Raw genomic sequence first — 13439 nt, forward strand, 5'->3', positions numbered from 1 at the left:
CCGCATGTAGGTGTTGACCTGCGGTTCGACCGGGGAAAAGCCACTGGGGTGTACCAAGGTTCTTAGACAGGCCTCTTGATGGGAGAGGATTAACCTCGAGATTTCATGGTGGCGGCCTCGGTAGTGCGTGTCGGGCATAAAGAAAGGTGCTCTGAGCTGGAATAATGCGGGGTGTTGAAGCTCGCAAAGTATCCAGTCAAGGAGCACCTTTCTGGTGAAGAACTCTACCCTCTCGCCCATCCGCCTGGAGGTTGACCACGCCGGGAAGGGGGTCGTCTCCCACGCCGGGATTGTGCTTCCCGCCCGGGTCGCCGAAACATCAGGCCTGGTGGAAGGCCTATCGCAGGCGTTGGCGCCATGGCGGGCGCCGACCGCGGTGTTCGACCCCGGCCACATGCTGACGCAGTTGGCACTGGCGGTCGCCGCCGGCGGAGATCATCTGGTCGATATCCGCGAACTCGCCGGTGCCGACACCATCGTCGGCCCCGTGCCTTCCCCTGCCACGATCTCCCGCCTGCTGGCCGTGCTCGCTGACGATGTCGACCGCGTCGAATCAGTCGTCCAGCAGGCAATATCTCGTGCACGGGAGCACGTGTGGAACCGGGCAGAGAACAGGCCGTCGCTGCGGGCACCGAGCGCGGAGAACCCGGTCATCATCGACATCGACGCCACCTTGATCACCGCGCACTCGGACAAGGAACACGCTGCCCCGACCTATAAGAAGGGCTACGGTCACCACCCACTGCTGGCGTACTGCGACCACGGGCCCGGCGGGGGCGGAGAACCAGTGGCCGCGCTGCTGCGGCCGGGCAACGCCGGCGCGAACACCGCCGCCGACCACAAGAAACTCCTGGCCACGGCGCTGAAGTCGATCCCGGGTATCAACACCCCCCGGCCCGGGAAACGAGTACTGGTCCGCACTGACGGAGCCGGCGCATCGCATAAGTTCCTCGAGCACCTGCACCGCAAGCGGGTCCAGTACTCCATCGGATTTGCCCTCACCCCGGCCTTGGCCGCCCTGGTCGACGATATGCCGGACCAGGCGTGGCAGTCCGCACTGACCTCAGACGGCGACACCCGCGAGGGCGCCGAAGTCGTCGAACTGACCGGTGTGGCCGATTTGAGCCACTGGCCTGCCGGAATGCGGCTGATAGTCCGAGCAGAACGACCCCATCCGGGCGCTCAACTGCGATTCACCGACGCCTCCGGACGCCGCCTGACAGCGTTCGTCACTAACACCCGCCGCGGCCACATCCAGACACTTGAGCTCCGCCACCGCCAACGGGCCCGATGCGAGGATCGCATCCGCACCGCCAAGGACACCGGCCTGGCCAAACTTCCCCTGCAGACCACCGCGCAGAACCGGATCTGGATCCTCATCTGCCAACTCGCACAGCTTCTCCTGGCCTGGTCCCAGCTCATCGCCCTCGACGCCACCCCAGCCGCGACCTGGGAACCCAAACGCCTGCGCCTGCGGCTTCTCTCCGTGGCCGCGAGTCTGGCCCGCCACGCCCGAAAAACCCGCCTCCACCTCGACGAAACCGCACCATGGGGCCACCTGATCACCCGCGGCCTCGCCCGACTCGAAGACCCTGGCTAGCACCCCGGCAAGACCCTGCAGGCCCTCGACAGACGTAGCAAAACGCGGGAGACGTGGAACCCCGACGCCCACCCGGGCGACACCGGCCGAACAATCACGCCCACACACCGAAAATCGGGCAGAATCACGAGTTGACGGCGCCTTCACTCCGCTCAACTGCCGGATGAAAAATCGAGGTTAAGAACATGGCAACGAGTTCGAGGCGGAGGTTCAGTCCGCAGTTCAAGGCCGAGGCGGTGCAGCTGGTCCTGCAGAGTGACCGCTCGATCGCCGAGGTTGCCGGGGAGCTGGCGATCAACCCCGGGACCCTGGGCAACTGGGTCAATAAGCACCGGCAGGCCAACCCGGATCCAGTTCCGGATATGAGCCCGGCAGACCACGGTCGGTTGGCGGAGCTGGAAGAGCAAAACCGCCGGTTGAAGATGGAAAATGAGTTCCTAAAAAAAGCCGCGGCCTTCTTCGCCCGGGAGCAGGACTGAGCGAGAAATCAGCCCTGATCGAGGCGGAGAAGGCGAACTTCCCGATCGACTGGATGTGCGCGCAGCTCGGCGTGCCCCGTTCGTCGTTCTACGCCTGGCGTGCCCGCGCTGGGCAGGTTACCGCCACCCAGGCCCGCCGCGAGGCACTCAAGGTCGAGATCCAGCGCATCTTCGACGAGCAACGCGGCACGGCCGGATGCCGGCGCATCGCCGCGATCCTCAATGACGAGGGGCACCCGGCCTCGGTCGGGCTGATCGCGGACCTGATGCGTGAGCTCGGACTGGCGGCTATCCAGCGCAAGGCCTACAAACGCACCACCATCAGCGATGAGAACGCCCAGGTCTTCACCGACAAGCTGGGCCGCGACTTCGCCCCCGCAAGTCACCGCGCCGGCACCGCGCTAGTCGGCGACATCACCTACCTACGCACTGGTCAGGGGTGGTTGTACCTGGCCACGGTGATCGACCTGGCCACCCGCAAGGTGCTCGGGTGGCAGACCGCCGAGCACATGCGTGCCAGCCTGGTGGTCGACGCCCTGGAAATGGCGCGTACGCAGGGACAAGCCGTCGAAGGAGCGATATTTCACTCGGACCATGGGTCGCAGTACACCTCCGATGAGTTCGTCAGCTACTGCACCGAGCACGGGTTCGTGCAGTCGATGGGGCGGACCGGGGTGTGCTGGGACAACGCCGCCGCCGAGACGTTCTTCGCCACCTTGAAGAACGAGATGTACCACCAGCAGGTGTTCCACACCCGAGCCCGGGCACGGTTCGCCGTGGCGGAGTACATCGAGGTGTTCTACAACCGTCGTAGACCGCATTCCAGCCTCGGCTACCGCACTCCGGCCCGCGCATGGGCCGACGCGCACCAGACCACCGCCGAGGACCTACCCGAGGCGGCCTGACACACCAGAAATCACCGAGGACCTGTCCACAATCCTTGACACAGCCCACACGGTGTATCGGCATTGATGGTGTTCTGATTTCCGGGGTTGGAGAGCTGTTCCCAGAACAGTTCAGTGAGGGCTTCGGGGACTTGCGCGGCGTGCGTGCCGAGTGTGATGCGCATTCCTTCGGGAGCGGCGATGAGGCGGTCTCGACGGAGCATGACGATCTTGTTCAAGGGGTGGGCCCAGAGCAGGAGGATGAGTCCGGCGACGCGGGTGGCCGGGATGACGTTGCGGTGCTCGAGGCAGTTCCGAACGAGCTGGATACGCTCGGTCTGGGTGATCATGGGCGTGGTCTGGGCCTTGCGAAACGGCACATCAAGTGTGCCGTTGGGGTGTCCTTGCTGGTTATTGAACCATCGGGCGAAGCTGCGGATGTGTTTGCGCGTACTGGGGCCGTCGCTGAGGTAGTCGTCGATGTGGTGCTGGCGCATCTCGCCTGCCGGTACGTTGTGGCGTTTGCGCAGCCAGATCAGGAATTCCCCGGCCTGGGTGATCTCCTGTTTCGCGGCGTGGATGACGGTCTCGAGGTTGGTGTCGGGGTCTGTGACTTTGGCGCGGATGCGTTTGAGGTGCCGCCAGGCTGCGTAGCGTTCGATCAGCTGGCTGGTGCCGTCGTCGGGGAGATCGGCGAATCTGGTGGCCAGCCATTGTTCGAAACGCACGAGAGTCTCGTTGCCGCGTTCGGGCATCATGCGGTGATGGGTGAGCAGGGCACGCAAGTGGTCGACGGCTCTGGAGGCGGGAAGCTGGTCGAAGGCGTCGTGGGTCAGTGGAAGTTCGCGCTCACCGATCGCCTCCAGGAGGGATCTGGCCTTGGTTCCCCGCATGTAGGTGTAGATGCTCTCGGGCCGATCGCTGCTGGTCAACAGGACGATGAGACGGTGGAGCCGGAGGTCGTCGCCAGGCTTGAGGACCTCTTGGAGGTCGTCGTGCAGGACGCAACGGATGCAGAGGCCGGCGCGAAACCGTTCGGCCTCGCGATGACAGCGGGTGCAGGTCAGGGCCGTGGTGATGCCGGCGCAGTCACGGCATAGGGGTTGCCCGTCGGCGGAGCGGCCGGGGAGCATGCGGTGCTCACCGCAATCTGGGCAGGTGCCGTAGGTGTGGGTGGCTTCGGTGAAGCAGCGTCCGCAGATAGCTCCGTCGGGCGAGCGAAGGCGGATCTTGGCGACCTGTTGGTGGCAGCGGTCGCATCGGTGGTCCCCGGTCGAGCGGGGGCGGCCACGTTTGTGCTGCTCGCGTAGTCCGGTCACGGTCGGTGGCCGTGCGGATCCGTTGCCGCCGGTGGCGGGCCTACCGGTGTGGGCCATCGTCGTCGAGGATGCGGGCACGGACGGGCCGGAATCCGCGCAGGTCGGCGACGTCGTCGCCGGATGCGGCCTGCTGTTGACGGCGGGTCTTGGCGTCGGCGGCGGTGTAGGTGATCAGGTCGTTGGGTGTGACGTCGAGGGCGTCGCAGAGAGCGACGAGCACCTTGAAGGAAATGCGCTCGGGTTCCTGGGCGACGATGCGCCAGACGGCGTTGGGGGTCAGGGTGATGCCGCGTTCGTGCAGGAGCGCGGCGAGGTCTTTGGCGGTGTGTACGCCGCGGCGTGCCATGATCTCGCGGACCCGCCAGGTGTAGTTGATTTCGCGTTTACTCATGAGTTCTTCTCCGCTGCGGGTAGACCAAGCGCTGCACTGATGGTGCGCTCGTGCGCCCGTTCCAGGGCCAGGCGTTGGTAGTCGGGGGAGGGCAGCGAGTAGATGGACGTCGTTGCGGCGTGTTCGTGGCCGAGTTGGAGCTGGACGAAGGTGACGTCGAAGTTGTCGCCGGTGATCAGCTGGGTCGCGTACGAGCGGCGGAAGGAATGCAGGTCGAGTCCGGGAGGGAAACCGAGTTCGTCGACGAAGGACCTCAGCCGGCCGATCAGGTGCGAGGCACCGACCAGGGCGCCGCTACTGGTGGGGAAGCAGTCGGTGACCGGGTGCCCATACCGCGGTAGGCCGTGGCGGATCCACTGGTCGATCATCTCGGCCGACCATGGCCACACGGTCAGCACGGAGCGCACCTTCTTCGCAGAGCCGCGGTGCGGCTTTCCCCAGCGCACGCGTAGGACGCCATGGTCACCGAGATAGGGGGCGCGGCTGTTGCGGGAGAAGTCCACCACCTGGAGATGGCGCAGCTCATTTGATCGCAGTCCCCAGCTGTAAGCGGTCTTGAACGCGATGGCATCGCGCCACGCTGCCAGGGCTCCTTTGCGCCCGGAGTCCAGGATGCGTTCGACCTCGAGGTCGGCCAGATCGAACAGGGCCTGCAGCTCGTGCTGGGTGAATGGGCGCTTGGCCGGGCGTGCCTCGGTGGGTTCGGAGTGAGTGACGCGGTTGAGTTCGGTCACGACTTGGGCGAAGACTCGACCGAACTGGGTCGCGCTTAGTTCGGACCAGTCGTAGCGCGGATCGCAAGCAAAATCGCAGAACAGCTTGATCGCGCCTTGGTAGGAGCGCACAGTCCCGTGCGAGAGGTTCCGTACCGCACGGGCGTGAGAAAAGAAGTCGTCGGCGTCAGCCAGAGTCCATTCCCACGGATAATGCCCCGAGAAGTCCACGAGATTCATCACGGCCTTGCGGCGGGTGCCGATCGTGGCCGCCGCGAAGTCTTTTGCCCGCTGCTGGCGGGCCCACCCGTCCAGGACGCTTTCCAGGAAGACGTCCGGATCCGGGGCCTGGTCACCGAAAACAGCGAACGTGACGTTGTCGTCGTGGGTCATAGTGACCCTCCTCGCTGCCCCGAAGGTGATTGCGATTTTCGCACACAGATTGCTTCAAGCGCAATGCCTGTCAAGGAAATGCCAGCTCAGGGGCGCTCCGGAATCGCTCGAAACAGACGTCGCCCATGGCGGATACGTCACCGCGGCCTGCCGCAGTAGCGCAGGCAATGCGCAGGTCGGGGCCGATTCCGGGGAGGGGTCAGGCTGTTATCCGAACCTTCACTATGTGCGGTGAGCGCAGATAGAGTCCTTTCTACTTTACATAATGTAGATTATCGGCACTTGGCGGATACGGCGGCCGGGCCAGAAGGGGTCGACGACGCGCGACGTGACATGGCCGCAGGCCGTGATCCTCCGGGCTGGCGTTGTCCCACCGTTCTCGACCGGCGGCCTCGACGTGACTGCGCCCGCCCTCGTCCGCCTCGGACTTGTCGTCGGCGACACTGCTGATATCTCCGGACCTTCCGACGCCGCCGAGCCCGCCGACGTCGGCTCCGGACCGCGCCACGGCGCGCTCGCGCACTGCGTCGTCGTGCCACCCGGCTGCTGCGTCGTCGGTGTCTCGCGTCGCCCGGCCGACGGGCGACGACTGGCGCTGCGCCGGGTCCGGGTCGGCGCCGGCGTCCCCGGCCCCGGTGTGCCGGCCGTGTGCGTGCTTCGACAATGCAGTCGAAACGTCACGGGTGACGAAACACGGGTAGGTCCGAGGTCGCGGTCGGGACGAGTCTCGGCGGCCCCCACGGGGGTCATCTGGTCGCCGGTCGCCGATCGCGCCCGCCCCGATTCGGGGCGTCACCTCGTCGACGCGGCGGTGCCGACCCCGTCGATCGCGGCCGGCTGGCGATCGGCCCAAGGCACGGCCTGCTCGAGCTGTCCGGCGAGCCGCAGTAACCGGCCCTCCCCGCCGAGGGGCGCGACGAACTGGACCCCCATCGGCAGGCCCTCCGGCGTCCAGTGCAGTGGAAGCGACATCGCCGGCCGCCCGGTGAGGTTGGCCAGTTGCGTGTACGGGACCCAGCTCAAGTTGTCGTCGATGATCGACTCCGCGAGCCCCGAATGGCGTAGTAGCGGCGCGGTCCGGGTCGCCAGCAGCGCCTCCGCACCCCGGACGGCCCACGGCGGGGTTTCGAGGGCGCCGACGAGCGGTGGCAGATCCGCGAGGCCGGGCGTCATGAGCAGGTCGTACCCCGAGAAGAAGGCGGTCAACTCGCGCACGTGGTCGTCGCGACGCATCACCGCGGCGAGGTAGTCCACGCTGCTCTGCGACCTGCCCAGCGCGGCGACGATCCGGGTGTCCGTCTCGAAGTTCCGGTCGCGGCACCCCGTCCGCTGCCGGGTGCTCTCCACCGTCCACGCGAGGTACGCGAACCAGCTGGTGAGGAAGTCGCGGGCCAGTGCGAGATCGTTGACGGGCTGCGACTCGAGAACCTCGACGTGATGGCCGAGCCCCTCGAGCACACGGCCCGCGGACGCGACCGACGCGAGCGCCTCCGGGTGGGGCGAAGCGTTGATGGATGACGCCGTGCACACCCCGATCCGCAGACGGCCCGGCTGGGCGCCCACCTGGGACAGGAACGTCTCTGACGGCATCGCCGGGAGGTACGGGCCGCCCGGGTCGCCGCCGGCGAGAACGTCCAGCATAGCGGCGGTGTCGCGGACGGTTCGCGAGACGACACCGTCGGTCGCCGCGCCGTGCATCGCCTCCCCGCGTACCGGGCCCATCGGGACGATGCCGCGGCCGGGCTTGAGGCCGACCAGTCCGCAGCAGGCCGCCGGGATCCTGATGGACCCGCCGCCGTCGCTCGCGCCCGCGACGGGCACGACACCCGCCGCGACGGCGGCCGCCGACCCTCCCGAGGACCCGCCGGGAGTGCGGCGCGTATCCCACGGATTGCGGGCCGGCCCGAACAGCTCCGGTTCGGTGACGGCCTTCGCGCCGAACTCCGGGGTGTTGGTCTTGCCGAAGACGACCAGGCCGGCGTCCAGCCACCGCGTGACGACGGTCGCGTGCTCGGCCGCCGGAACCTCGGCCAGGGCGCGGGACCCGCCGCTGGTGGGGATCCCCCGGTAGTCCTGGCCGAGGTCCTTGAGCAGGAACGGCACACCGGCGAACGGCCCCGTCAGGTCCTCGGCGACCCGCGCCCGCGCCGCGCCGTCCATCCGTCGCACGATGGCGTTGAGCCGAGGGGCCACGAGATCGGCCCGCTGGGTGGCGGCGTCGAGCAGCTCCCTCGGCGTCACCTCACCGCCGCGGACGAGGGCGGCGAGACCCAGGGCGTCATGACTCCGGTACTCGTCGAAGCGCATGGACGCCGAGTCTACGCACGGCCGCCCTCGCCGCGCGCCCGTTGGCGACCGAGGCGGTCAGCGGCGGGACCGGGCCTGCCATGCGCGCCACGCACCGGTCGACCACAGGGCCCAGGCGACGAGGACCGGCTGGAAGAACAGTCGGACGAACCGGTCGCGGTCGGTGTCGAGCCCGAAGGCCGCGGTGCCGGTGACGTACTGCGAGATGTTGCCCGGGAAGATCGCGACGAAGAACGCGGCGGCCACCCCGCCCACCGCGGGACGGAAGCGGGCCGGAGCGAGGATGAGCGAGGCGCCGAGGCCCAGCTCGACGACGCCGGACGCGACCACGACGAAGTCCGGGTCGAGCGGCACCCACGTCGGGACCTGCGCCTGGAACTCCTGCCGCATGGTCGTGAGGTGGCCGGTGCCCGCGCCGAGCAGGGCGGCGCCGAGCGCCCAGCGGCCGACGTGGCGCGCCACCTCCCCGATGCGCCGGCCCCTGCGGGTCGACGACTGCGTGGGTGCGGTCCGGTGTGACTGGGTGAGATCGTCCATTCCGGAAGTGTTGCGCACAACTGAGTTGAGCGCAACCGGTATGTCCGGGATACTGGGACCCATGCCCGCCGATCTCCGCCTCGACCACCAGGTCTGCTTCTCCCTCTACGCGGCCTCGCGCGCCTCGACCTCGGCCTACCGGCACGCCCTCGCCTCGGTCGGCCTCACCTACCCGCAGTACCTCGCCCTGCTCGCCCTGTGGGAGGAGGACGGCCTCACGGTCCGCCAGCTAGGCGACCGCCTCCACCTGGACTCCGGGACACTGTCCCCGCTCCTGGCGCGCCTCGAGAACGCCGGGCTCGTCGCCCGCTCGCGGTCCGCCGACGACGGCCGGAGCGTCCACGTCCACCTCACCGAGTCCGGCGAAAAGCTGCGCGCGGAGGCCGAGACGATCCAGTGTTCCCTGCTCGGCAGGCTGGACATGTCGGAGGAGGACCTGCTGCAACTGCGCACGCTCGCCCAGCGCCTCGTCGACTCTCTCGAGGCCGGCGCGTAGCGGACCCGGCGCGGCGGCGGCTCAGCCGGACGCGACGGGCTGGCGGAGGATCGTCTTGAGCCTCGCGGGCTCGACCCTGCGCGGATCCGAGAGATAGATCTCGTGATGGTGGCCGGACAGCGCCGCGCGCCGGCCCGCGATCGCTTCCGCGTGCATCCGCGCGATGACCGGCCCTTCCTCGTCATAAGGCCCCACGTGCAGCGTCTGCACTGCCGTACCCTCCGCGAACCGGGCGAACCGCACACGCTCCCCGGCGTCCGAGCCCCTCGTCGTCGTCACCCTCTCCCCCGCGGCGGCGACGACCTCCGGCGTGATCCACTCCGGCTGCCAGATCATCATCGTCCAGTTCCACGCGTCCTTGTCCCGCGCGGTGAACACCCGCGGATCGTCGGCGTACCAGAGCCCCTCGAGCGGGCCCACGGTGTGGACCCGCCCGAGCTCCGACTTCGCGATCGCCCGGATCGCGTACGACAGGACGTACAGCGACTCGACGGCAGTGCGGTAGGCCGGCGCGGTGTCGGGGTCGCCGCGGCCGTCGACCTGCAGGAACCACATGGGCGGGACCTCCACCGTGTCGATGCGCCCGACGCGGCCCGAGTACAGGTCGCGTCGCAGCCGCTTGATGTCGACGCTTCCGGGGTTCGCGTTAGCGGACATGCGCAGAATCTACTCCCGACGGCGTCAGGGCGAGGGCCGGCCACGAGGACAGGTCCCGCAGGAGCTGACGGTCGTGGGTGGCCACGACCACCGCGCAGGACGCGGTGACCAGCGCCTCGGTGAGCCCGTCCACCAGGGTTGACGACAGGTGGTTGGTCGGCTCGTCCAGTATCAGCAGCGCGGGCCGCGCGGCCAGGCACAGCGCGAGGTGGAGGCGACGCTGCTGGCCCTGCGACATCCGGCTCACCGCGGTGGCGGCGGCGCGCGGGTCCAGGAGCCCGGTCGACGTCAGCCCCGGCGCGTCGGCACGGCCCAGCCGACTGACGTGCTCGGTGTAGATCTGCGCCGCGGTCCGCAGCGGATCCCACTCCGGCACCTCCTGGGACAGGTACGCGACCCGCGCGGCAGGACGACGATCGACCGCCCCACGGTCCGGGACGAGCTCCCCCGCGAGCAGGGCGAGCAGCGTCGACTTGCCCGCCCCGTTCGGGCCGGTGACCAGTAGTCGGTCGCCGGTGTCGAGCGAGAACGAAACCGGCGTGCGCAGCCGCCCCGACACGACGACCTCACGGCAGGTCAACACCCGCTGCCCGGCCGGGACGTCCCACGCCGGCCACCGGAACCGCGGCGGAGGCGGCGGCACGGATACGCGGTGGCGCTCGAGCTCCTCGCGGCGGCGGACGAACGCCCGGACGGTGCCGCCCGCGCGCGTCGACCGCTCATGCTTGCCGTGTCCCTTCGCGGGGCGCCACCCGTCGCGGAGCCGGTCCCGAGCCTCGTCCGCGGCGCGGGCGAGTCTGTGGTGCTCGTCGAGCTGCTCGGCGTGGGCCTGCTCCCACGCGGAGCGCACACGACGGCGCCCCTCGAGCCAACCCTCGTAGCCGCCGCCGAACACCAGAGGCTTCCCGTCCGGGCTCGGGTCCAGGTCGCAGAAATGCGTCGCCACCTCGCGCAGGAGCGCCCGATCGTGCGAGACGACGGCGACCCCGCCGGGGTGCGCCCGCAGCCGGGCGGTGAGGAACTCCAGCCCGGACGCGTCGAGGTGGTTGGTCGGCTCGTCGAGCAGCAGCAGGTCGTGGTGCGCGCCCAGCACGCAGGCCAGGCGGACCCGGTAGCGCTGCCCCACGGACAACGACGCCAGCGGGCGCGCGCGGTCGTCGCACGCGCCGAGCCCGGCGAGCGCGACGTCGACGCGGCGGTCGGCGTCCCACGCGTCCAGTGCGGTGGCCAGCTCGAGTGCGGCCGCGTACTCGTCCTCGGCGCCGGGCTTCCCGGCTCCCATGGCGTCGGCGGCGGCGTCCAACGCGCGCAGGGCGGCGAGGCTGTCGGCGATCTCCTCGGCGACGAGGTCGCCGACCGTGCGCGCCGCGGGGGCGTCCAGGTGTTGGTCGACGGTCCCTATCCGTCCGACCCGTGAGACGGTTCCGGAGTCCGGGCGGTGCCGCCCGGCCAGGACGCGCAGGAGCGTCGTCTTGCCCCGACCGTTCTCCCCCACCACGGCGAGCCGCGATGCCGCGGAGACGGTGAGGTCGACGCCGGTCAGGACGGTGCGGTCGCCGAGCGTCACCGCCACGTCGGTCAGGCGGATGTGTGCGCGGTGGCCCGCGGGGAGTCGGTGGTGCTGGTGATGATGCTGGTCGTGGTGCACGGTGCCCTCTTCGGCTCGTCGTGGAGCCGGGTAGCACGAGATGGCCGCCCGGCGTGTGCCCGTGGACGGCGTGCAGAGAGAGGGGTGAAGGTGGTCTCCGCCGCCGTCAGCGGCGGGGCCAGGGCTTCATGGTGATGGCACCGGGATACATGCCCGGGAGTGTATCCCGGGACCGCCCCGGGACGCACCCTTGGCGTCAACTCTGGTTGACATCGCCGGTAGTGTCAACGTAGGTTGACGGATGAGGTGGTGACAATGGAGACGACGTTCGACTTCAGCGCGGAGGACTCCCCCGTCGACAGACTGGCCGCCATCGCGCGGGCCAAGGCCGAGATCGCCCGCGAGGAGGCGGCCGCGGTGCGATTCGCCAGAGTGCACGGGTTGAGCTGGGCGGAGATCGGCACGGTCCTGGGGGTGAGCAGGCAGGCACTGCACAAGCGATTCGGAAGGACGGCCTGAGGAGCACATGGCGAGGACGCGAACCGGAGAACTCCTGCGACCACTCGTCACGCTGGCCCCGAGCCCCCCGCGGCTGCCCAATGCGACCAAGGCGGGGCTCACGGTCCTGCTGTGCCTGGCGGTCCCGACGCTGCTGGGGCGCTTCGACCTGGGGCTGCTCACCGTCACCGGGACCTTCGCCGTCCTCTACGCCCCGGCCGCCCCGCTGCGTCGTCGCGCCGCGACCGTCGCCGGCATCGGTCTGGGCCTGGTCGTCGCCACCTCCCTCGGCGCGTTCACCGCGGGCTCCCACCTCGGTCGGCGAGCACGGCACCGAACCCGTCCTCGTCCCGGCCATGACCGCTGTCGGAGCCGCCGTGGCGTGGCTGGTGGCCATGGCAGATCTCCTCCCCGATCCCCGCCGACCGGAACGTCGAGCGGTGCGCCGCGCGCGGGACGCGGTAGCGGCCTACGCGGCCACCGAACCGGGGCCTGACAGCCGACCGCAGCACCACGCCGCGCCCCACGCGCTCGCCGACACCGAAGAGGCCGTCGCCGAGGGGATGTGGACTCCCTCCGAGTCGATCAGCACTGAGCTCGCCGCCGCCCACCGCGAGTACGACGCCCGCGCGGCGCGGGCGAGCCGGCACATCGTGCCCGGCGACGACCCCGCTTGCGATCCCCGCAATCCCGACGCCGGCCGATGGCTCGAGGGGGACCCGGGTCCGCAGATGTGGAGCTGCCGACCGCCGCCGCGGCCGACCGGGCCGAGCGGGAGTTCGTCCGCGACGACATCCGGCGCGCACTCCGCGAGATCGCCGAGTACTCGCGCGGCGACGAGCAGGCCCCGGACCAACCGACGCTGGCGTCAGCGCTGCGGGACCTCAACAGCAGCACCTCTCTGCTGATCGCGGACGGGCACGGTGATTCCCCCGAGTCGCGGACCGCGGAAGCGGTCACCTACGCCGGGTATCTCATGCTGGGCGCACGCGACAGCGACGCCGTCACGGGCACGGCCGAGGAGTGGACGGACCTCGCCGACCTGGAGCTGCCCTCCGGGTGCCGGCCCGCCGCTCCCCTCTGCCGGCGTGGCTCAGCCCGCGGCCGGGTCGGTGGCGTCGGCGACCCCGGTGTCGCCCGGGCGGTCGACGTTCTGGAGACGCAGCTGACCGCGGGCCAGCACCTTCCCGGTCTCGGACTGGGTGATGACCACGTCCCACAGCTGCTGACTACGGCCCTGGAACAGGGCCTCGGCGGTCACCTCAACCCGCCCGCCGGCCGAGGCGCGCAGGAAGTCGGTCCCGTTGTGGACCCCCACAGCGACCTGACCCCGGTTGGCAACGGCGTACCCGGCACCCGCCCCGCCCGCGGACTCGACGATGCTCGCGTACACGCCACCGTGCACGGTCCCCCAGTCGGTGAGATGGTCGGCGCCCAGGTCCGCGTGTCCGCGCAGGGACGTGGCGCTCACCTCGTCCACGACGAGGCCGGAGACGCGGACGAACGTGCTCGCGGAGGACGAGGAATCAGGGACAGCGCGGGAGTCGGACATGACGTCTTTCTACCTCCGGGTGTCG

The 13439-nt window shown here is 69.6% G+C and carries 13 protein-coding genes; 5 read left to right on the top strand and 8 right to left on the bottom strand.

Annotated features, from left to right (window positions below):
• The first annotated feature begins 214 nt into the window (after positions 1 to 214).
• Positions 215 to 1600 (top strand): IS1380 family transposase, encoded by a 1386-nt coding sequence (locus VYL96_RS07630; RefSeq protein ID WP_407935065.1) that lies wholly within the window; start codon positions 215 to 217, stop codon positions 1598 to 1600.
• A 185-nt stretch (positions 1601 to 1785) separates the two neighbouring features.
• Positions 1786 to 2984, top strand: a protein-coding gene (locus VYL96_RS07635; RefSeq protein ID WP_407935076.1) for an IS3 family transposase whose coding sequence is annotated in 2 segments (ribosomal slippage) — positions 1786 to 2038 and positions 2038 to 2984 — 1200 coding nt in all. Because the reading frame shifts where the segments join, the coding sequence is not laid out codon by codon here.
• Positions 2985 to 2995: 11 nt separating this feature from the next.
• Here VYL96_RS07635 and VYL96_RS07640 read toward each other — a convergent pair.
• From VYL96_RS07640 to VYL96_RS07660, 5 genes are all read right to left on the bottom strand, one after another.
• Positions 2996 to 4282, bottom strand: coding sequence for a hypothetical protein (locus tag VYL96_RS07640; protein ID WP_165928498.1), 1287 nt, complete (start codon positions 4280 to 4282; stop codon positions 2996 to 2998).
• A 40-nt stretch (positions 4283 to 4322) separates the two neighbouring features.
• On the bottom strand, positions 4323 to 4673 hold the full coding sequence (locus tag VYL96_RS07645) for a helix-turn-helix domain-containing protein (RefSeq protein WP_131885981.1): 351 nt from the start codon (positions 4671 to 4673) through the stop codon (positions 4323 to 4325).
• Positions 4670 to 5779: a tyrosine-type recombinase/integrase gene (locus tag VYL96_RS07650; protein WP_131885980.1), complete on the bottom strand. Its 1110-nt coding sequence runs from the start codon at positions 5777 to 5779 to the stop codon at positions 4670 to 4672. The genes VYL96_RS07645 and VYL96_RS07650 overlap by 4 nt, the downstream gene beginning before the upstream one ends.
• A 792-nt stretch (positions 5780 to 6571) precedes the next feature.
• The gene (locus tag VYL96_RS07655; RefSeq protein ID WP_131885979.1) at positions 6572 to 8086 is read right to left on the bottom strand and encodes an amidase; all 1515 of its coding nucleotides are present in this window, start codon (positions 8084 to 8086) and stop codon (positions 6572 to 6574) included.
• Between the two features lie 57 nt (positions 8087 to 8143).
• Entirely contained in the window at positions 8144 to 8623 is a 480-nt protein-coding gene (locus tag VYL96_RS07660; protein ID WP_131885978.1) for a DoxX family protein, read from the bottom strand.
• 61 nt (positions 8624 to 8684) lie between these two features.
• On the opposite strand from VYL96_RS07660, the gene VYL96_RS07665 reads away from it, so the two are divergent.
• Complete coding sequence (locus VYL96_RS07665) at positions 8685 to 9119, top strand: MarR family winged helix-turn-helix transcriptional regulator (RefSeq protein WP_007633908.1); 435 nt, start codon at positions 8685 to 8687, stop codon at positions 9117 to 9119.
• A gap of 21 nt (positions 9120 to 9140) precedes the next feature.
• Here the strand turns inward: VYL96_RS07665 and VYL96_RS07670 are convergent, their stop codons facing one another.
• Entirely contained in the window at positions 9141 to 9776 is a 636-nt protein-coding gene (locus VYL96_RS07670; protein WP_061916850.1) for a GyrI-like domain-containing protein, read from the bottom strand.
• Positions 9766 to 11424, bottom strand: a complete 1659-nt coding sequence (locus tag VYL96_RS07675; protein ID WP_198150779.1) for an ABC-F family ATP-binding cassette domain-containing protein — start codon at positions 11422 to 11424, stop codon at positions 9766 to 9768. Before VYL96_RS07675 ends, VYL96_RS07670 begins: the two co-directional genes overlap by 11 nt.
• Before the next feature lie 255 nt (positions 11425 to 11679).
• Between VYL96_RS07675 and VYL96_RS07680 the strand changes: the two genes are divergently transcribed.
• Complete coding sequence (locus tag VYL96_RS07680; RefSeq protein WP_007633914.1) at positions 11680 to 11883, top strand: sigma factor-like helix-turn-helix DNA-binding protein; 204 nt, start codon at positions 11680 to 11682, stop codon at positions 11881 to 11883.
• A gap of 7 nt (positions 11884 to 11890) precedes the next feature.
• On the top strand, positions 11891 to 12358 hold the full coding sequence (locus VYL96_RS07685; protein ID WP_131885977.1) for a hypothetical protein: 468 nt from the start codon (positions 11891 to 11893) through the stop codon (positions 12356 to 12358).
• Between the two features lie 597 nt (positions 12359 to 12955).
• On the opposite strand, the gene VYL96_RS07690 is transcribed toward VYL96_RS07685, so the two are convergent.
• On the bottom strand, positions 12956 to 13414 hold the full coding sequence (locus VYL96_RS07690) for a PaaI family thioesterase (protein ID WP_131885976.1): 459 nt from the start codon (positions 13412 to 13414) through the stop codon (positions 12956 to 12958).
• Positions 13415 to 13439 lie beyond the last annotated feature (25 nt).

Origin of the sequence: Dietzia maris (assembly GCF_036287335.1) — a bacterium.
Taxonomy (GTDB): domain Bacteria; phylum Actinomycetota; class Actinomycetes; order Mycobacteriales; family Mycobacteriaceae; genus Dietzia; species Dietzia cinnamea.

Excerpts from the sequence above, each read along its gene's own strand:
- VYL96_RS07645 (WP_131885981.1), bottom strand. The coding sequence starts at position 4,673 with ATGAGTAAACGCGAAATCAACTACACCTGGCGGGTCCGCGAGATCATG.
- VYL96_RS07655 (WP_131885979.1), bottom strand. The coding sequence starts at position 8,086 with ATGCGCTTCGACGAGTACCGGAGTCATGACGCCCTGGGTCTCGCCGCC.
- VYL96_RS07670 (WP_061916850.1), bottom strand. The coding sequence starts at position 9,776 with ATGTCCGCTAACGCGAACCCCGGAAGCGTCGACATCAAGCGGCTGCGA.
- VYL96_RS07690 (WP_131885976.1), bottom strand. The coding sequence starts at position 13,414 with ATGTCCGACTCCCGCGCTGTCCCTGATTCCTCGTCCTCCGCGAGCACG.
- VYL96_RS07685 (WP_131885977.1), top strand. The coding sequence starts at position 11,891 with ATGGCGAGGACGCGAACCGGAGAACTCCTGCGACCACTCGTCACGCTG.
- VYL96_RS07680 (WP_007633914.1), top strand. The coding sequence starts at position 11,680 with ATGGAGACGACGTTCGACTTCAGCGCGGAGGACTCCCCCGTCGACAGA.
- VYL96_RS07650 (WP_131885980.1), bottom strand. The coding sequence starts at position 5,779 with ATGACCCACGACGACAACGTCACGTTCGCTGTTTTCGGTGACCAGGCC.
- VYL96_RS07665 (WP_007633908.1), top strand. The coding sequence starts at position 8,685 with ATGCCCGCCGATCTCCGCCTCGACCACCAGGTCTGCTTCTCCCTCTAC.
- VYL96_RS07660 (WP_131885978.1), bottom strand. The coding sequence starts at position 8,623 with ATGGACGATCTCACCCAGTCACACCGGACCGCACCCACGCAGTCGTCG.